Source organism: Streptomyces sp. MMBL 11-1, from assembly GCF_028622875.1.
Classification (GTDB): Bacteria; Actinomycetota; Actinomycetes; order Streptomycetales; family Streptomycetaceae; genus Streptomyces.
This window is the reverse complement of record NZ_CP117709.1, coordinates 7134973-7154542: the sequence shown is the minus strand read 5'-3', so window position 1 is coordinate 7154542 and position 19570 is coordinate 7134973. Positions and strand designations below refer to the sequence as shown.

Below are 19570 nucleotides of genomic sequence, written 5' to 3'. Positions count from 1 at the left end.
GCGTCGCCCCCGTCCGTGGTCTCCCTGCCCTCCGGGCCGGGAGCGTGGTCCGTCCGGACCGGCGCTCGGAGCCCCGGCCCGGTCCGTCGCCTCACAACGGAATCACCGTCACGTCGTACTCGATGCGCTGATGCAGCCGGGCCGAGGTCCGCCACGGATGCTGGTCCCCCAGGACCCGCGTCAGGCCCTCCACCGCTTGGGCGTTGAGCCGGTCCGCCTCCGCGGGGCGGCCGAGTCCACGCTGGTCCAGGGAGAGGTTCGCGACACAGACGAGGGTGCAGGGATGGTCCGCGCCGGCCATCTCGGTGAGCAGCGGCAGCGTGGCGCTGTCCACCTCCAGGGCGCCCGCGAAGTCCAGCCGGGCGTAGTGGTCGTTGGCCCGGCCCAGTGCGGCGGCCAGGGTGTAGATGTGGCGCTGGCCCAGGTCCGCCCGCAGCCGTGTCCCGGCGACCGTGTCCAGCCGCTCGGCCTCCTCCACCTCGCCCATGGCGCGCAGGGTGGCGGCCACGTTGACCATGGCGCACAGGGTGTACGGGTGGTGCTCGCCGAAGATGTCCCGGTAGCGGTCGAGGATCTGCCGGCCGAGGCGCCGGGAGTCCTCCAGCCTGCCCGCGATCCTGCGGTCGACGACCGCCGCCAGGGCGGCCCCCAGGGTCTCCGGGTACTCGGCGCCGTACCGGTTGGTGAAGCGCTCCAGGATCTCCTCGACCAGTTCGGCCGCCCCCTCCAGGAATCCGGCCCGGCGCCGGCAGATCGCGAGATTCAGGGCGGCCCGGATCGTCGCCGCGTTGGTGGGGCCGAAATGGGTCCGGTAGGTCTGGTACGTGGACTCCTGCAGGATCCGGGCCCCCAGGAAGTCGCCCGCCTCGCGGGTGTCCGCCGCTACGGCGCTCAGCGTGTTGAGGGTGAGGCCGCTGGTCGGACCGTAGAGCAACTGGCGTTGCCTGGCGGTCTCCTCGTCGATCTCCTTCGCCAGTCGGAACTCGCCGTTCACGCGGAGCGAGACGCCGTAGTTGTGGGCCGCGTTCAGGGTTGTCGGGTCCTCCGGACCGTAGAGGTCGCCCGACCGCTCGAAGGCCTCGGCGCTCAGCTCGCGGGCGGCGTGGAAGTCGCCCCGGTAGCGCAGCGAACCGGCCATCTGGAGCATGGAGTCGATGAGCTCCTCCTCCGGGATCGGCGCGCTGCGCGAGACCTCCATGGCCTGTTCGCCCAACGCCACGGCCTCCGGGATCCGGCCGAGGTGCTGGAGGTAGAAGCCGAGCATCTTGGTGATCCGGATGACATGCAGGTCGTCCTGGGCCGACTGCTCGCTCCAGGCCTCCCACGCCCGGCGGGTCAGGTCCGCGCCCGCCTCGTGGGCGCCCCAGTAGTAGAGGAAGGTGACCATGTCGAACAGCAGGTCGCGCACCCAGCCGTCGGAGCTGTCGACGGCGTCGGAGGCGATCACGTGGGGCAGCAGTCCGAGGTAGGCGGGCCACTGTTCCGGTGAGGCGGGCAGCCCGGGTTTGGCGGTGGTCAGGAGCAGGTGGGCGGCGTTGCGCATCGTCTCCCGCTCCTCCGGATCCAGCCGGGCGACGATCACGTTCTGCATCAGCCGGTGCATCTGGAGCGTGCCGGCCTTGTGGTCGAGGCGCACCAGCGAGAGCTTGCTCAGGTCACGGGTGGCGCGGGCGAGCAGCAGCGGGTCGCGCAGCACGCGGTCCAGCTCCGGGGTGATCTGGACGTTGCGGCCGCCGCGGAGCATGCTGAGCGGGATGGGTTCGGGTGCCATGCAGGCGCAGATCTGCAGCAGTTGGCGGGCGGCCGGGTTCTCGGCGGACAGCCGGCCGAGCGAGATGTCCCAGACCGCGGCGACGGGCAGGGGGTAGTCCGGGGACGGGGTCAGTTCGAGGATCTCGGGGCGCCGTTCGGCCAGCAGCTGGAGGTACTCGTCGACCGGCATGCCGGTGGCGGCGTGCCAGGCGCCGGCCTGTTCGACGGCCAGCGGCAGATCGCCGAGCGCCTCGGCGAGGCGGCCGGCGTCATGGGTGCTCAGGCCCCGGGCCCGGCGCTGGAGCAGGGAGATGCTCTCCTCACGGGAGAAGACGTCGACGCTGAGAGGGGTGGCGACGCGTTCCCACTCCCGGTTGCGCGAGGTGACGATGATCTTTCCCGGTCCGCCGTTGGGGAAGTACGAGCGCACCGACTCGATGTCCTCGGCGTTGTCGAAGACCAGCAGCCAGTTGTCGAAGGGCTTGCCGGTGCGCAGGGCCTCGCGGACGGCGGGCACGGCGGTGTTCGCCTGCGGTCCGACCTCCAGGCCGAGGGCGGTCGCCAGCTCGGCGAGCGCGGCCAGGATCAGACTCTCCTGCTCGGCGGGGATCCACCAGATGACGTTGTACTCGCCGCTGTGGCGGTAGACGTACTCCACCGCGATCTGTGATTTGCCCACGCCGCCGAGGCCGTGCAGCGCGTGCGGGAGGACGGCCGTCGTCTCGTCCTCGGTCAGCTGCCGCTCCACGGCCGCGAGAAGGGACTCGCGGCCGGTGAAGTTGGGGTTCTTGGGCGGCACGTTGCCCATGATCCTCGGCTGGCCCGAACGGACGACGCGTGCTTCCGGCGCTTTGACTTCCATCTCCTCGTGAGCCCTCCGGGCGGTGTTGTCAGCTGGTGCCGAGGGGTCAGCTGCTGGTGGTGTCGTGGGCGGCACGGGTCCTCCTGGTGTAACGACGCTGTCCGGTGCCAGCTTTTCCCAGCTCGGGGCATTTTTCATCGATTCCTCGGCGATCTCACCCGGCCGGGCAGGGGGCTGGTCCGGCGAACGCACCAGGCGGGTGGCCACCCTGGCGGCCCGGCCGGCGTAGGGGCCTGCCAGCGCTCGCAGGACCGCCAGTTCGATCCGGAGCCAGGGGCGGGCGCCGGGTTCCGCTCCGGGCAGGGCGGTGCGCACCGGGTCGTGGATGGCCGCGCGGAGCCGGGCGCCGTGCCCCTGCCCGGTACGCAGCTCCGCCAGCAGCCCGACCGTGCGGGCGAGTTGGGTTCTGGTGCTGGTGGCGAGCAGCGCTTCGCGTACGTCGTCGGCGAAGTCCGGACCGCTCCCGGCGTCGGCGTCCCAGTCGATCAGCCCGCCCATCATGACCTCGGCGAGGTGCTCGGGCCCGGCGTCCGGCAGGGCCAGGTCGCGCAGCTCGTCGATGACGGCGAAGTCCATCGGGGCGAGGGCCAGCAGCACGGCGAGCTGCCGGGCCAGCGGGCTGGCGAGCGAGCGGAACCTGCGTACGGCGGCGGCCGCCGCCCTGGGGCCGTCGACGACGGGGGCGCGCAGCCCCGGGGCGGAGGCTCCCTTGGCCATCGCGCCCGCCAGGACGACCGGCAGGATCCGCCGCACCCCTCGTTCGCCGGTCACCAGGTCGGCCCAGGCGCGGAAGGACCCGGCGCGCACGCTGAGCACCGGTACGGGCACGGTGTCGTCGTCCGGTTCGGGCAGCGGCCGGACGGGGTCGTGCGCGCCGAGCGGCGGGCGGAAGCGGTAGCGCCGGTTCGGTGCGCCGAAGCCTCCGGCGTCCAGTTGGGCGCGGAAGGGGAACAGGGAGGAGCGGTGGCGCAGGTAGGGCGGCAGGAGGTGGACGAGCGCGGTGGGCCCGCCGGACGCGAGCCGTTCCAGTAACCGGTCGGCTCCGGGGCCCGCCCAGCCGTGGGCGAGCCCGTCGGTGACGACGAGGAAGAGCCGCGAGCCGCGGCCGTCGAGCAGTTCGGCGGGGTCGCCGTCGCGGCCGCCGGGCCAGCGCAGCGCGGGCTCCCCGCACCCGGCGGGCGGGGCCACCCCGACCGTGCGGACATCGCGGAAGGCTCCGCTGCGGGCGGCCTCCTCGGCGATCCGCCGGACGGTGGCGCCCCACGGCGGCATGGTGGGGGCCCGGTCGACGAGGAGCACCAGGTCGAACGCCCGCTCGCGTTCGGGGAGGAAATAGGGAACCCACAGCCCGTCGGTGAGCCCGTGCTCGGCCGTGCTCTCCTCGTCGAGGGCGCTCCGGCCGCCGGTGGGCACCCTGCGGCCCAGCCCGCGCAGGGACCTGGCCAGCCGCGGCGGGGCCGTCCGCCCGTCCCGGGGGCGGGGGCCCGGCAGCCGGTCGGGGCCGGTGCGTGTGCGCTCCTGGACGGTCCGGACCTCCCGTTCGTACGCCGGTGGCCCGGGCAGCCCGGAGACCCCGGGCACGGCGTCGGGCGCGGGGTCGGCCGGTGTGCCGGGGACGGGGCCGAGCAGCGGGCCGGGCTCCCGGTCGGGCGGAGGGTCGCGGGGCGGCAGGTGGCCGGGGTCGGGCGTGTCGGGACCGGGTGCGCCGGGGTGCCGTTCGGCGGGGGCCGGGCGGCCCGGGGTGGGGCCGGGGGTGCGCTCGGCCTCGATGCGGGCGGCGGCGAGCCAGGCGGCGTCGGCGAGCCCCGTCCAGTCGGCCTCGCCCGGGTCCAACGGACTGTCGTCCTCGTGCCGGTCGCCGGTGGTGGGATCGGGGGAGCCGGCCCGCACGGACTCGGTGTCCGGAGCACGCTCCCTGGGCAAGCCGTTCATCAGCGGCCCTTCGAGAGGTCTCGGAGGAGCATCTCGACGAGCTTACGCCCGTCGGCATCCGCTTGAAAACCGCCCGCGGTCGTCAGCTGGACGGCGTTGAGCAACTGGTCGATCGACTGGGTGCCGCCACCGCGCAGACGCTTCTCGAACTCGTCCACCAGCGCCTCGACGCCTTCGGGGCGTTGCCGCAGATGACTGACGACGATGCCGATCAGCTGCTCGCGTCCCGGCGGCAGCATCTCCAGCGGCAGGCAGCGGCGGCGGAAGGCGGCGGGGAACTCCCGTTCGCCGTTGCTCGTGATGACCACGACGGGGAACTGCGCGCATTCCACCCGGCCGCCCTCGACCCTCGCCGAGCCGCGCGGGTCGTCGGTGAACACGGTCGCCGACTCCTCGTTGCTGCGTACGAGTTCAGGAATCTCGTAACTGCCGTTCTCCAGGACGTGCAGGAGGTCGTTGGGCAGGTCGATATCGCTCTTGTCCAGCTCGTCGACGAGCAGCACCCGGGGGCGCCCGTAGGCGAGCAGGGCGGTGCCGAGCGGGCCCAGGGTGACGAAGTCCCCCAGTGCGGGCGGCCCTTCGGTGGCCGGGCCGCGTTCGCCCGGTGCTCCGTCGGCCGTGTCGGGAGCGCACCCGGCGGCGGGGCCGTGCGCGCCGGCATCGGCCGCCCGCCAGGCCGCGATGGCCTGGGCGCGGCCGATCGCGTCGTACGCGTACAGGCCGTCCCTGAGCGTGCTGCGGCTGACGACGCTCCAGGGCAGGACCCGGCCGAGTCCCAGCTCACGGGCGATCAGATAGGCGAGGGTGGACTTGCCGACGCCGGGCGGGCCGGTGATGAGCAGGGGGCGGCGCAGCAGCAGGGCCGCGTTGACCGCGTCGATCTCCTCGCGCCGCAGTTGCGGACCGTCCTGGATCCGGCCGAGGCGGCGCTCCGCGGCGCGGTCGTCCTCGGGCGGTGGCGGCTGGAGCGGTCCGCCGGGGAACGTCCGCCAGGGCGGTGGCGCCGGCAGCTCCGGCGGCTCGCCCCCGGGCGCCCTTCCGGTCGCGTGGAAGACCCACCACGCGGGCGGCGGCGGTACGGCAGAGGCCTCTGCGGTCATGCCGACAACAACTCCTCACGATCGACCAGTCGGTACGGGTCGTCCCAGAAGAACGCGATGTGCCTGCCCACCCACAGGGGGCCGTCCTCCTCGATCTCCGCTCCCGCCCTCAGCCTGTGCACTTTTTCCGGCAGTTGTGCGTACGTGTGCCCCAGAAGCAGCGTGAGCAGTTCGCTGGACGGGGAAGGGCTGTCGGCCCTGCGGTCCCAGGCGGCGAGACCCACGCCCTCGACGACGGCGGCCTGCAACGCCTCCAGGCCGTGCCCCTGGACGGCGGGCGCGTCGAGGATGACCGCGGTGAGCGACTCGTCCCCGGCGAGGTGGGCGCGCCAGCGTTCGAGCCCGTCGCGGTCGGCGGCCCTCCAGCGGTGGGCGGCCGGGGCGGTCGCGGTCCGCAGCTGATCCCAGCGGGCCTGCCAGCGGCGCAGTTGCCCGGCGTCGCCGCGCATCCGGTCCAGGCTGCGCAGATGGACCCGGTAGTGCATGCCGATCGGCCGGGGCCTCGGGTCTCCGGTGCCCAGTTCCAGGCGGGCCATGTCATGGTTGAGCAGGTCGAAGGGGAGCAGGAACTCGACGTGGACCGGTCCTCCGCGGGCCCCCGCCCCCTCCGTCGGTCCCGGTGCCTCCGTCCGCCCCGCCGTCCCCTTCCGCGCATCGGCCCACAGCGCCTCACCTCGGTCGACGGCTCGTTCGACCGCCGCGGCCAGGGTGTCCAGGGTGACGGTCTCCACGGGGCTCGGCTCCGGCCGCCAGTAGCCGGGGACCTTGTTGACCCAGTGGCGGACGAAGACGTCCGGTGAACCGTCCCGGGCCGGTTCGACCATCACGACCAGACACCGGGGGACCGTCGGGTCGGGGGCGGCGGGCCGCTTAAGGCGCCGCCGGCAGTCGGCGAGCGCCTCCGCCGCCCCGGAGACCCACGCCCGGGGGTCGTCGGGCGGCGCGGCGGGGTCCCCGGCCGCCCAGCGGTCCGCCCACCGGCGCAGCGGTGCGCCCCACCCGTCCGACAGGGCGGCGGCGGCCTCGACGAGGACCACCGCGGCGGGGAGGCCGTCGGCGAGCGCGGTCATGTCCAGTGCGTGGTCGAAGAGTTCGGCCGGTGTTCCGCTGTCCGGCAGGTCCCCGGGCAGTTCCTCGCCGAGGAGTGCGGTCAGGCGCCCGCCGTCGATGTCCTTCGCCTCGGCGAGCAGTCGGCGCGCCTGCCGGGCGACGTCCTCGGCGAAGACGGGCGCGGGCCCGGGGCCCGGCCGGTCGGCGTCGATCCGGACGCCCGCCTCGGCGGCTATCCGTTCGGCCTCGTCCTTGCCGGACACGGTGCGGACCGCGTAGACGAGCGCCTCGGGGCCGCCGGGCCGGTGGATCACCTTGCGGACCAGATGCGTCATGTCGATCCGGGGCGTGCTGTCCGGGTAGGTCAGCTCGACGCCGAGCCTGTAGGCCACCGTCTCCACGAACTCGACGCGCTGGGTCCGGTCCCTGACACATTCGAGCAGGGTCAGCGCGTCGACCATGGCCTGCACCAGATCCGGTCCCGGGTGCCCGTGCGGGACAGCATCCATCGGGCCACCCCCCGCCGAGTCGGTCCAACTCACATGGCTGAACGCGAAGTTACCATGATTGAATCTTCGGCAACCAGGATCTTCACGTGCCCCCGCGGCCCTGCTCGGCGCACCGCCTCAGCCCTCTGGCGCGGGCCGGGTGGAACGGTCCCGCCGGAACGCCAGGTCCCGCTCCCGGGCCAGGGCGCCGGGGCCCGCCGACCGGAGCACCACGTCCAGGGCGCGGTCGGGGTCGGCGGCGTAGACGGTGCTGAACCAGGCCATGTTGGCCTCGACGACGGCCCATTCGGTGTCCCGGCCCGGGCGGCGCATCCGCCCGACGTCCACGACGACGGCTCCCGGCAGGGTGTCCCCGCACTCCTCGGTGAGCCGGTCGGCGAAGGCGTGTACGGCTGCCTCCTGCGGGTGGCCGGCCAGAGGGGCCGCTTCGAGCCGACCGTGCACGGCGTAGCGCGATCCGGTGCGGATCTCACCGTCGAGCAGGAAGAGTCTGAACTCGTCCTCCCAGACCACGACTTCGCTGATCTGGACGAGTGGGTCACCGGAGCCCGGCGGGGGCTGCGGGAGCGATGCGCCGTCCGGGTGGACGGCGGCGGGAAAGCTCTTGTCGGTGGGCGGTTTGACGAAGATCGGGCCGGTGCGCCTGCGGGCCTCGGAGAGGGGCACCCGGCTGACGCTCCGGCCGGTGAAGGCGCCCGGGAGGGTGTCCAGCCAGCCGTCGTGCGGCTCCAGGAGCGCGACCCCGAGCGGGTCCGCGACCCGGGCGCCGAAGCGCGGGCCTCCGTAGTAGTGCCCGTCCCCCCTCCCCCGGTACCGCTCGGGGACTCCGTCGGCGGGCAGCACGGTCACCTCCATGCCGCGTCGGCGTGCCGCGTCGGACAGGAGGGAGGCCGTGCCGGAGCGGTGCGGCGCGAGCGCCAGGAACCCCGGTCCCGACGGCATACGGCACCTCCCCTGTCCGCCGGTTTCGTCGTCAGCCCAGGAGGACCGGGAAGGCGGTCATGTCGTTCTGCGTCATCACCGGAAGCTTGGTGATCTCCTCGTCCGGGACGGCGAGGCGGAGCCCGGGGAAGCGTCTGAACAGAGCGGGCAGCGCGATGCCCGCCTCGACGCGCGACAGGGCCGCTCCGGGGCAGATGTGCGGGCCGTGGCCGAAGGTCATGTGGCGGTTTCGCGTGGGGCGGGTGATGTCGAAGGCGTCGGCGTCGGGGCCGTGCTGCTCGAGGTCGCGCCCGATGGCCCGGTAGGAGACGACGACTCCCTCGCCCCGGCGGATCACGTCGTCGCCGACGGGGATGTCCTCGGTGGCGAACCGCATGAGCAGGTGGGTGGTGGGCGTGTCCCAGCGCAGCGTCTCCTCGATCACCGCGTCCCAGCCGACCTCCCCGGCGAGCACCATGCGCAGCTGGTCCGGGTGGGAGAGGAGGGCGCGCACGGCGTTGAGGACGAGGCCGATGGTGGTCTCGTGCCCGGCGGCGACCATGGCCTTGAGGTTGCCCACCACCTCCTGTTCGGTGAGCGGCTCGCCGCCCTCATCGGCCAGGATCAGCGCGCTGGTGAGGTCGTCCGTGGGCCGGGCGGTCTTCTCCCGTACGAGGCCGGTGTAGAAGACGTCCAACTCGGCGAGCAGCGCGAGGCGTTCGTCCTGGGGGGTGAGCATGGAGAAGAACGCCTTGTACTGCCTGGTCAGCATGGCGTGCTGGGACTCGTCCACGCCCATCAGCATGCCCACCACCCGCATCGGCAGGGGCTGGGCGAACACCGCCTTCAGATCGACGACCCCGTCGTCCCCCTGTGCGGCGTCGAGGGCGTCCAGCAGCTCCTGCGTGAACTTCTCGATCTCCGGGCGGATCGCCTCCAGGCGGCGGGGGGTGAGCGCCTGCGAGGTCTTGGTGCGCAGCCGCCGGTGTTCGGCCCCGTCGACGGTGAACATGGAGCGCCCGGCGTCGATCATGCCGATCAGCGGCCACGCGTGGGTCACCGCGCCGCTCTGCCAGAGTCCCCAGGCGTCGATGTCCTTCACCAGCCGCGGGTCGAGCAGGAGTTGGCGTGCCTCGGCGTGCCGGGTGACCGCCCAGGCCGGGACGCCGAGCAGGTCGATCCGGGCGAGGACCCCGGCGTCGCGCAGCCGCGCGGTCTCGCCGTCCAGGTCCTGGACCATGGGGTCGATGACGACGGTCCCGGCGTCCCGGTCGGCCGCGGCGCCGGTGTGCGGACAGTTCACAACGCGTCTCCTGTCGTGCGTACGGGAGTGAAGCGGACGGGCAGGGCGGTCGTCCCGCGCAGGAAGGCGGACGGCCGGCGGACCAGTTCGGTCGCGGGGACGGCCAGTTCGAGGTCGGGCAGCCGGTCCAGCAGCACCTCGATGCCGGTACGGGCGATGATCTCCGCGATCTCCTGGGCGGGGAAGGGGCAGCGGTACTCGCCGTGGCTGAACGCCAGGTGCGCGCTGTTGCCGCCCTGCCCGGAGCGGACGGCGGCGGCGGTGACCTGCTGGCGGATGTGCGGGTCGGCGTTGGCCGCGCCGAGCCCGAGGAGCAGCATGTCGCCGCGGGCGATGTTCCGCCCGCCGAGCCGGGCGTCGCGCGCGGCCCAGCGACCGGCGAGGATCTGGGTGGGGCCGTCCTCCCAGAGCACCTCGTTCATGGCCTCGGCGACACTGTGCCGGCCGCCGGACAGGGCGTCGGCGAACTGGTCTTCGGTGAGCATCAGCCGGGTGGAGTTGCTGATCCAGTCGGCGGTGGTGAGGTGTCCGGCGGCCGTGATGGCCATCAGGTCGAGCGCGTACTCCTCGTCCGTGAAGGGTTCGGGGTGGGCGAGCATCCGGGAGGTCACGTCGTCGCCGGGCCTCGCCCGCTTGGCCTCGACCAGGCGCCGCATGTGCTCGCCGAAGCTCAGGTGCGCCTTCTGCGCGCCGGGGCCGCCGTCGGCGAGGTCCTTGAGCACCCGCGCGATGTCGGCGCCCTCGTCGTCGGGGAAGCCGACGAGCCGGGCGAGCACGAGGACGGGCAGCGGCTCCGCGAACTCGGCGACGAGATCGGCGGTTCCCCGGCTGCACACGGCGTCGATGAGCCGGTCGGCCAACTCCTCGCAGTGCTGCCGGATCTCGAAGGGATCCGCCCCTTCGAGCGCCGGTACGACCATGTCGACGTGCCGGCGGTGCTCGGCTCCGGCGGTGAAGTAGATGGACGGCATGGGGGTGCCCACCATGGGCAGCAGCGGCCAGTCGGCGGGGACCTGTCCCCACTGGTTCCAGAGGGAGACGTCCCGGGGGAACAGCTCCCCGTCGCTGGTGACCTGGTGGAGTTCCCGGTAGCCGATCACCAGCCAGGCGGGGAAGCCGCCGGGCAGCTCGACCGGGACGACCGGCCCGTGGTCGCGCCGCATGGACCGGTAGAGCACCTGCGGTTCGGTGGAGAAGCCGGCCCCACCGAGCGGGACGGCCCCCGCACCGGCGCCCGCCGGGCAGCCTCCGCCGGCACCGGCCGTGGACGCGGGCGTGGCGGAGGAGGGGTTCGTCATCGTACGGACTCCAGGGGCGGCGGCTTCACGCGTTGCGACCATACGATCAACGCGTCACCACTATAAGGAGGTTGCGTGAACCACCGAAGCTGTTCGCGTTCATTTTCGAACGGCCTCCGACCGATTCGGCCTCACCTTCCGCCCTTTCTCCCCTGACATCTGCATACCTTTGATCACAAGGTCGGCATCGGCGCGGAGGCCGCGTCGGGCGCCGGCTGCCGTCGGACCCGGCCGGGGTCACGTCCGGGGCGCGGGCGGCCTGGTGGCCGCCCCGGTCCCGCACCGCGATCCCGCGCTCTACGATCGGGGGCGTGTGCGCAGACGTCATGGTTGCCGAGGACGACGAGAAGCAGGCCGAGCTCGTACGCCGCTATCTGGAACGGGAAGGACACGCCGTACGGATCGTGGGCGACGGCCTCGCCGCGCTCGACGCCGTCCGGCACCAGGAACCCGACCTGCTCGTTCTCGATGTCATGATGCCCCGGGCCGACGGCCTCGACGTGGTGCGGGTACTGCGGTCCGAGAACCGCGAACTGCCGGTGCTGATGCTGACCGCCCGCTCCACCGAGGACGATCTCCTGCTCGGTCTCGACCTCGGCGCCGACGACTACATGACCAAGCCCTACAGCCCTCGGGAGCTGATGGCCCGCGTCCGTACCCTGCTGCGGCGTACCCGGCGGACCGCCGCGCCGGAGCCGGTCGCCGAGGACTCCGTCCTGCGCGTCGGCGCCCTCGTGGTCGACCCCGCGCGGCACGAGGTGTCCGTGGACGGCGGGAGGGTGGAGTGCACCCCGGGCGAATTCCGGATCCTGGCGGCCCTGGCGGCGGGACCGGACCGGGTCTTCAGCCGTCAGCGGCTGCTGGAGGAACTCCACGGGTTCGACCGCTACATCAGCGCCCGGACCGTCGACGTGCACGTCATGAACCTGCGCAAGAAGATCGAGCGCGCCCCGCGGCGGCCGGAACGCCTGCTCACGGTGTTCGGCGTCGGCTACAAGCTCACCGACCCGGCGAAGGCGGCCCGGGGTGCGTAGGGCGCGCGGCGGGGACGGCGGGGCGGGTGGCCGGAGCCGGGGGCGCGAGGGCCGGCAAAAGCCGCCCGGGCGGGCGCGGCTGCCGCTGCGCCGTAGCCTGCTGGGGCGGCTGCTCGCCGTCTCGGCGCTGGTGGCCGCGTGTTCGGTGGCGGCCACGGCCTGGATCGCCGTGCAGACCACCTCGGGCGCGATCAAGCAGGAGCAGGGACAGAACCTCACCGCGGACGCCCGCATCTACGACACCCTGCTGGACTACGCCGCCCGCAACCCGACCTGGGACGGGGTCGGTGCGACGGTGCGGAAGCTGGCCCGGGAGTCGGGCCGCCGGGTCGCCCTGACCACCCAGGCCAGGCAGCCGCTCGCCGATTCGGCCACCTCGGCGTCCGCCCCGGCACTCCCGCCGCAGGCGTCCGCCGTGGTCGACCCGTTGTCCGTGGACACCGTCCTGGCGGCGCGGGGCGCCGATGGGCAGGGCACGGCCGCCGACCGGATCGATCCCCGGGCGGTGGGGCCGTTCCTGCTGTCCGCGGCCGACAGCAGGGCGTTGCGGCGGACCGCCGACGCCAAGGTGGAGTGTCTGAACCGGGCGGGGATCGCCTCGGACGTGGTGGTCGGCGCGAGCGGCCGGCCCCGGGTGCAGATCGTGGGCAACGATCCCGACCGCGTACTGGGCACCCGTTGCGATCTCGCCGCCCTGGACGCCCCCACCCCCTCGGAACGGAAGGCGCTCGACGCGCTCACCGAGCTGGCCGACGCCTGTCTGGAGCGCCAGGGCCTTGAGGGCGTACGGCTGAACAGCGATCTCTCCTGGGACGGTCCGCGTACCTCGCCCCTGCCGGTGGAGCTCGGACAGCTGGTGCCACGGGTGCCGCTGCCGTCTCCGGCACCGCGCGACGCCCCTTCGGAGGCCACGAAGCCGTCCGTCGTGACGCCCGAGCGCACCGGGGAGAACGACCGGGCGATCGCGTCCTGTGTGGGCACGGCCCGGAGCGAACAGCTCAGCTCGTACGTGGCCTCCCCCGCCCTTCTCTTCATCGGCGACGAGGGCGGCGCGACGCTGCCCGGCTTCGACCTCTCCCCCGCGAACACGGCCAGGATCGCCGGCGCGGCGGCGCTCGTACTGGCCCTCACCGTGGGCGCTTCGGTGTTCGCGGGAGCCCGGCTGGTGCGTCCGCTGCACGCGCTGACCGGCGCCGCGCAGCGTATGCGCGACGGGGAGCGGCCGGAGTCGGTGCCCGTCTCGGGGGACGACGAGGTCGGCCGGCTGGCCGCGGCGTTCAACGACATGTCCGCGCACCGGGCGCGGCTGGAGGAGCAGCGCAAGGCCATGGTGAGCGACGTCGCCCATGAGCTGCGCACCCCGCTGAGCAACATCCGGGGCTGGCTGGAGGCCGCGCAGGACGGACTCGCCGACCCCGACCCGGCGTTCGTCTCCTCGTTGCTGGAGGAGGCCGTGCTGCTCCAGCACATCATCGACGACCTCCAGGACCTGGCCGCCGCCGACGCCGGGGAGCTGCGCCTGCGTCCCGAACCCGTCGGGGCCGGGGAGCTGCTGAGCCAGGTCGCCGCCGCCCACCAGGCGCGGGCGGAGAACGCGGGCGTCACACTCGCGGTCGAGGCCACCGCCCCGGACCTGGCCCTGCGCGCGGACCCGGTCAGACTCCGGCAGGCGGTGGGCAACCTGGTGTCCAACGCCGTACGGCACACACCGGAGGGCGGGCGGGTGACGCTGCGCGCGTCCACCTCCGAGGAGGGTGGGGGGACGGTGCTGGTGGAGGTGGCGGACACCGGATCCGGCATCCCGCCCGAGGACCTTCCCCATGTCTTCGACCGGTTCTGGCGTGCGGAGAAGTCCCGCAGCCGCCGTACGGGCGGCAGCGGCCTGGGCCTCGCCATCGTCCGCAAACTGGTCGAGGCCCACGGCGGCACGGTGGACGCGACGAGCGTCGAGGGCGAGGGATCGGCCTTCGTCCTGCGGCTGCCCGGAACCGCACCGTCCGGCCCTGATGGGATGACCACAACGTTCTGACAGCTTCTTCATATCTCCACGCAAGCCTGGCGGCATGCCCCGTCCCCGGCACGAACCCGTGTCCGGGACCGTCACGGGGCCGCGTATGAAATGGAGCCATCCGTATGACCGCTTTCACCGCACGCTTCTCCCTGCGTGCCGCCGTGCTCACCGCTGTCGCGGCCGGCGCGGTGCTGGTCCCGTCCGCCGCCGCCTTCGCCGACTCCTCCCCGAAGCCGTCGGAGCCCGCCGCCGTCGACCTGTCCAAGAGCAAGACCCCCGTGGTCGACCTGTCCGAGAGCAAGCCCCCCGTGGTCGACCTGTCCGAGCGCAAGGCCGCCGATGACGCCGCGAAGGAGGCCACCCGGCCGGCGGTGAAGCCGCGCGGCGGAGTGGCCGCGGGTGAGGGCCCCGCGCCGAAGGAGGCCGCCCCGGTGGTCGCGCCGCGCGGCGGTGTCGCCGCCGGTGAACGTCCCGCCGGCAGCGGCGACAACAGCACCGCGGTGCTGGCCGGTTCGGTGGCCGGGACCGTGCTGCTCGCGGGCGTGGGCACGATCGTGCTGCGCCGCCGCTCGGCGGCCGGCCTCAACGGCTGACCCGCACCGCTCACCACCGCTGACCGTGGCGCCGCCCCGCACCGGGGCGGCGCCACGCCTGCTCACCGCCATCCCCGCACCGCACCGATTCCGGAGTCCTCTGTGCCGTCCCGTACACCCCGCCGCGTCCGGCGGACCGCCGCCCTGTTGACCGCCCTCGCGACCTGCGCCGCCCTGGCCGCGTGCTCGTCCGCCGAGCCCTCCGCGTCCTCCCCCGCCGCTTCGTCCGCCGCGCCCTCCGCCTCCTCCGCGCACGGTGGGTCGGCGTCCGGGGCGAGCGGATCGACCGGGGCCGATGAGGCGGACCGGCAGGCTCCCACGGAGGTCTCCATTCCCTCGATCGGCATACGGAGCACTCTCATGGAGCTGGGGCTCAACACGGACGGCACGGTCGAGGTCCCGCCGCCGGACAAGGGCATGACGGTCGGCTGGTACACCGGCGGGTCCGTGCCCGGGGCGCCGGGTCCCGCCGTGCTGATCGGCCACAACGAAACCCGCTTCGGCCGGGCCGTCTTCCACGACCTCAAGAACATCCGCAAGGGTGCCGAGGTACTGGTCCGCGACGGGGAGGGGAAGACCCTGCGCTTCACGGTCACGGGCAAGGAAGCGGTCAGCAAGAAGGCGTTCCCCACCGAGAAGGTCTACGGCGCGACGAAGGGCAGCACCCTGCGGCTCGTCACCTGCGACGGGGAGTTCGACTCCCAGGGTCATACGGTCGACAACCTCATCGTGTACGGCGCACTCGCCTGAGACCGGTGTGCTCGGCGGCGAAGCGGCATCCCCGTCCGGGAGGCAGTGCCCGTCCGGGAGGCAGTGCCTGTCCGGGGAGCGGCGCCCCCGTCCGGGAACCCGGATGGCAGCCGGCCTGACAGACTCGTGCCACCCGATGTCTACCCGCGGGTAACTGCCGCTGCTTGGATGGGGGTCGCCCGGTACGCCCCCCACTCGACCCCAGGAGACCTCGTGCCGAACACCGCGTTCCGCCGCCTGACCGGCGTGGCCCTGTCCGCCACCCTCGCCACCGTCACCCTCGCCGTGAACGCTCCGCAGGCGGCGGCTGCCGAGACCCCGTCCCTGCGCGTGCTCTCGTACAACGCGTTCCTCTTCAGCAAGTCCCTCTACCCCAACTGGGGTCAGGACCACCGAGCGGCCGAGATCCCGAAGACGTCGTTCTTCCAGGGCAATGACGTCGTGGTGATCCAGGAGGCCTTCGACAACGGGGCCTCCGACGCGCTGCTGCGGAACTCCGCGTCCCCGTACCCGTACCAGACCCCGGTGGTCGGCCGGAGCAAGAGCGGCTGGGACGCGACGGGCGGCTCGTACGCGGCGGCGACGCCGGAGGACGGCGGCGTCACGATCCTGAGCAAGTGGCCGATCGTGCGCAAGGAACAGTTCGTCTTCAAGGACGCGTGCGGCGGCGACTGGTTCTCGAACAAGGGCTTCGCCTACACGGTGCTGAACGTCAACGGCGCCCGGGTCCACGTCGTCGGAACCCACGCCCAGTCGACCGACCCGGGCTGCTCGGCGGGCGAGGCCGCACAGATGCGCAGCCGGCAGTTCCGGCAGATGGACGCGTTCCTCGACGCGAAGAACATCCCGGCCTCCGAACAGGTTGTCGTGGCGGGCGACTTCAACGTCGACAGGCATTCGGCCGAGTACGCGTCGTTCCTCGCCGACGCCGGCCTGACCGCGCCGGAGACCCGGACGGGCCACCCGTACTCCTTCGACACCCGTGACAACTCCATAGCCTCCGAGCGCTACCCCGACGACCCGCGCGAGGACCTGGACCACGTCCTGCACCGTACGGGGCACGCCAAGCCGTCGGGCTGGAGGAACGACGTGGTCAAGGAGCGGAGCGCCCCCTGGACGGTCTCCAGTTGGGGCAGGAGCTACACCTACACGAACCTCTCCGACCACTACCCGGTGATCGGCTCCGGCCAGTAGCCGTACCATCCGGCCCGCCGTCCCCCTCCGCTCGCCTTCCCGTCCGCCCGGGCCGCTCCGACGGACCGCCCGTGCTCGGCGATCCGTCGGCCGACGGGAAGGCGGCCGGGGGCCGCTCCTCGCCGCCGCCCCGGCCGGCCACCGGGACTGCGCCCCCCGCGCCCACGGCCGCCGACGCCTGCGGCTCGGGCGTCGTGCCGTCAGCGGGTGCGGGAGCGAGCCCCGCCTTGCGCAGCGCGGTGCGGGCGAGGGCTTGCGCGACCGTGGCGACTCGTTCCCGGTCCGCGTGCTCCTCCGTGTAGCGAACGGTCAGTACCGCGTTGTCCTTGCGCACTTCCACCACAGCGGCCATGAGGATCTGTCGGCCGATGTCGTCGACCAGGTGGCGTCCCGTGTGCAGGCGTGCCTCGTCCCCGAGCCCCTCCAGGCTCCGCGGATCCCCCTCGGTGACCAGCCCGAACCGGAAGGAGGAACTCCGCCAGGACGCGAACTGACGTGCCGCGAGGGTCACCGCGCTCTGGTCGAAGAGGGGCTCGAACAGCCGCGTGCCGGCCTCGACGCGCACCACTCGCGAGAACGTCGGCTGTTCAGTCACCACGCAGTCCGGCTCCCACGGGCTCAGCACGGACGCCGATGCCGGCGTCGACGGGGAGGCGTCCGGACCGCCGGTGAGTTCGGCGACGAGCCCACCGTCGAGGAGACGGCACGCGGCGGGCAGTGAGCGTACCGGCCCGGAGCCGGGCACGGCCTGCGCGGCTCCCTGGAGTGTCACCGCGTAGGTTCCCGCGATGAGCGCGAGGGCGAACGCTCCCGCCAGAAGCTGCCGCCCCGGCAGCTGCCGCCGGACGTCTCTCCGCGTCTCCTCGGCCACCGCTTGCGCCAGACGGTCGCGCAGTTCGATGTGGCGGAAGGTGTAGGCGCCTCCGGACTGACGGAGCACACCGCGCTGGTGTGCGTCCTTCAGGAACGCCATGAGCCCCAAAGGCAGGCTGCCGGTAGCCGCAAGGTACAGGCGGGCCAGCTGGAACCGGCCCCATGCGGAGACGGCCGTTCCGTGGAGCAGCCAGCAGACCAGCGTCGCCAGCACGGTGAAGGCCCAGTCGCCGGTGGTGACAGCGCCCCGCGCCGCCGGGGTGGCGGCATACAGGGCCAGCATGATCAACGGCAGCACGAGCGTGAGCGGGACCAGCCGGTCGCGGTGGGACGAGGCTGCGTTCAACATGACGAGCACGACGATGAACGGAGACTCCGTCAGCACATCGACGAAAAACCCCACCGCGGTCTCGTCGGCGCTGGATCCGGCGGAAGCGTTCACGGCCCTGGCCGCGAACCAGAACCCCAGCAGGAGAAGAGGCAGGCCGCACAGGACGGTCAGAGCCGGTGGCCCGGCGGTGAAGAGCCAGCCGAGGGCGAACGTGGAGCGCCGGTCCGACCGCAGCAGCGCCCCCGGCGAACGCGCCAGGAACGGGTCGTCGGCGGCGAGGAACAGCCGTCGGCCGCACCATCGCACCGTCACCCAGCTGATCGCCGTCAAGGCCCACAGCCACAGTCCGGAGCGTGTGGAGACCGCTGTTGACCAACCCGCCGCGAGACCGACCGCGGTGAGGACTGCCAGGGTCGTGCCGCGCCACCCCCTCACCGCCTCGCGCAGACGCGCACCGGTGGGGCGGACGATCTGCTGGGGCTGACGGTGCTCCTCGTCCGCCGCCGAGAGCGCCGTCTGAAGGAGAGCGAGCGCGCACACGATCGCGTACGCCTGCCACAGCGAGAGGCCGATCCCGCCCGGCCAGCCCCACGACCCCAGATCGAGCCGTACCAGGAGCGCGACGCTCAGCGTGAAGGCCGGAACGAGAGCGAGGACGCGGATGTGCCGGGGCACGTGCTCGTCGAGGCGCCACCAGGCGAGGTACTCCAGGGTGTCGGCTTTCATCCGGGCGGCCAGAAAGCCCGCCCAGCCGCGCGCGGTCCGGGGATCCCAGCCCGTCCGTTCCTCGTGGGACGGGCTGTAGATGGCGTCGAGATAGGCGTCGTAGAAGCGACGTTCGATGGCGGTGGTGTCGGCGAAGGCACCCGGGGCGAGCAGTTCGCGAGGGTCCGCGCCCTCCTCGCTGAACGCCTCGCGGGCCAGGTTCGCCATCAGCGGCACCTGGAGCACGCTCCGCAAACGGTCCTCCGGAGAACCGTCGGCGGCCTCCGCCAACCGGGAGAGCACCTCGGTCCAGCGCGCCCCCGGCCGTGCGCCGGGATTCAGATACGCGGCCACGGCGCTGTCCGCCAGGGGACACAGGGTGATCTCCGTACGCGAGAACACGTTCTGTTCAGGAACGTGTTCGTGGTATTCGTCCCGGCGGCTCGTGAGCACGAACGGGAAGCCGCCCTTCGTGCCTTCCCTGAGCCGGCGCATGGCGCGCTTGCGCACATCCGCGGGGATCTCGTCGAAGCCGTCCAGGATGGGCAGGACCCGCCTCGTCCGCAGGAGGACCAGGGCGACCGCCACCGGTGGGGCGCCCGTCACGGGAGTGCAGGCGCGGGCGTGCTCGGCCGCCACGTGCCGCGCGATCCACGGGTACAGGCCCTCCCGGGGGTCCCAGGACGCGAGGGGGACGATGACCGGTACGGGCCCTTCCCGCCCCTCTCGGGTCTGCCGCTCCTGGAGCAGTTCGGTCGCCAGGCGCAGGGCCAGAACCGATTTGCCCGCACCCGGGCCCCCCGTGATCACCAGGCGACGGGCGGGCGTCGCGCGGAAGTACGCGGCGACCGAGCCGCTGCCGGGCGCACCGGAGCCCCCTCCCTCCTCCTCCCGCCACGGGACCTCGATGGGCTCCGGGTTGCGGATCAGCTCCCAACGCTCGTCCCCGCCGTAGCGGAGTGACAGGTCCTCGGTGAGATCCTCGACAGCGCGCGCCAGATAGGGGTCCGACATCCACCGGCGCATACGGCGCTCACGGGCGCGCAGGAGGGCCCAGCGGCCCGTGGACAGCACGAGGACGCCTGTCAGGACCAGCCAGCCCGCCGCCACGGGGCCGGGATCGATCCCACGCGGGAGCGGCAGGTCCGGCCGGGCGAGGAGCAGCATCACGGCGAACGCGGCTCCCGTGAACCCGGCGGCCCTGCCGAACCAGGCGCCCGTCCCGGGTCGGCGGCGCCCGTCGGACGGGCCATCCGTCACCGCCGCCAGTTCGAGCCGGTCGACGTGGGCGATCTGGATCACGTTCCGCTGACGCCCGCCCGAGACCTCGAAGCGGGGTCCGTCGCCGGCCG

Annotated in this window: 12 protein-coding genes; 5 read left to right on the top strand and 7 right to left on the bottom strand. The window is 73.3% G+C overall.

Features of this window, described 5'->3' with window-relative positions; genetic code table 11:
* Positions 1-91: 91 nt before the first annotated feature.
* The 6 genes from fxsT to PSQ21_RS31525 all read right to left on the bottom strand — a co-directional run bounded on the left by fxsT (position 92) and on the right by PSQ21_RS31525 (position 10727).
* Positions 92-4546 (bottom strand): FxSxx-COOH system tetratricopeptide repeat protein, encoded by a 4455-nt coding sequence (gene fxsT, locus PSQ21_RS31550; protein WP_274034712.1) that lies wholly within the window; start codon positions 4544-4546, stop codon positions 92-94.
* Positions 4546-5646 carry an AAA family ATPase gene (locus PSQ21_RS31545; RefSeq protein ID WP_274034711.1) on the bottom strand — a complete coding sequence of 367 codons (1101 nt, stop codon included), beginning with the start codon at positions 5644-5646 and terminating at the stop codon, positions 4546-4548. The genes fxsT and PSQ21_RS31545 overlap by 1 nt, the downstream gene beginning before the upstream one ends.
* Positions 5643-7205: a VMAP-C domain-containing protein gene (locus tag PSQ21_RS31540; protein WP_274034710.1), complete on the bottom strand. Its 1563-nt coding sequence runs from the start codon at positions 7203-7205 to the stop codon at positions 5643-5645. Before PSQ21_RS31540 ends, PSQ21_RS31545 begins: the two co-directional genes overlap by 4 nt.
* 117 nt (positions 7206-7322) lie before the next feature.
* A complete protein-coding gene (locus PSQ21_RS31535) occupies positions 7323-8147 on the bottom strand; it encodes an ATP-grasp domain-containing protein (protein WP_274034709.1) in 825 nt (274 codons plus the stop codon).
* Positions 8148-8178: 31 nt separating this feature from the next.
* On the bottom strand, positions 8179-9429 hold the full coding sequence (locus PSQ21_RS31530; protein WP_274034708.1) for a cytochrome P450 family protein: 1251 nt from the start codon (positions 9427-9429) through the stop codon (positions 8179-8181).
* On the bottom strand, positions 9426-10727 hold the full coding sequence (locus PSQ21_RS31525) for a cytochrome P450 (RefSeq protein ID WP_274034707.1): 1302 nt from the start codon (positions 10725-10727) through the stop codon (positions 9426-9428). Before PSQ21_RS31525 ends, PSQ21_RS31530 begins: the two co-directional genes overlap by 4 nt.
* Positions 10728-11053: 326 nt before the next feature.
* Here PSQ21_RS31525 and PSQ21_RS31520 point away from each other — a divergent pair, with 326 nt between their 5' ends.
* The 5 genes from PSQ21_RS31520 to sph all read left to right on the top strand — a co-directional run bounded on the left by PSQ21_RS31520 (position 11054) and on the right by sph (position 16309).
* Entirely contained in the window at positions 11054-11761 is a 708-nt protein-coding gene (locus tag PSQ21_RS31520; RefSeq protein WP_274036035.1) for a response regulator transcription factor, read from the top strand.
* Positions 11754-13790, top strand: coding sequence for a sensor histidine kinase (locus tag PSQ21_RS31515; protein ID WP_443334411.1), 2037 nt, complete (start codon positions 11754-11756; stop codon positions 13788-13790). The genes PSQ21_RS31520 and PSQ21_RS31515 overlap by 8 nt, the downstream gene beginning before the upstream one ends.
* A gap of 104 nt (positions 13791-13894) precedes the next feature.
* Positions 13895-14365, top strand: coding sequence for a hypothetical protein (locus PSQ21_RS31510; RefSeq protein WP_274034706.1), 471 nt, complete (start codon positions 13895-13897; stop codon positions 14363-14365).
* 102 nt (positions 14366-14467) lie between these two features.
* Positions 14468-15115: a class F sortase gene (locus PSQ21_RS31505; RefSeq protein WP_274034705.1), complete on the top strand. Its 648-nt coding sequence runs from the start codon at positions 14468-14470 to the stop codon at positions 15113-15115.
* Positions 15116-15328: 213 nt separating this feature from the next.
* Positions 15329-16309 carry a sphingomyelin phosphodiesterase gene (gene sph, locus PSQ21_RS31500; RefSeq protein WP_274034704.1) on the top strand — a complete coding sequence of 327 codons (981 nt, stop codon included), beginning with the start codon at positions 15329-15331 and terminating at the stop codon, positions 16307-16309.
* Here sph and PSQ21_RS31495 read toward each other — a convergent pair.
* Positions 16209-19520, bottom strand: a complete 3312-nt coding sequence (locus PSQ21_RS31495; RefSeq protein WP_274034703.1) for an NACHT domain-containing protein — start codon at positions 19518-19520, stop codon at positions 16209-16211. The two genes, sph and PSQ21_RS31495, sit on opposite strands and share 101 nt — an antisense overlap.
* Between the last annotated feature and the right edge of the window lie 50 nt (positions 19521-19570).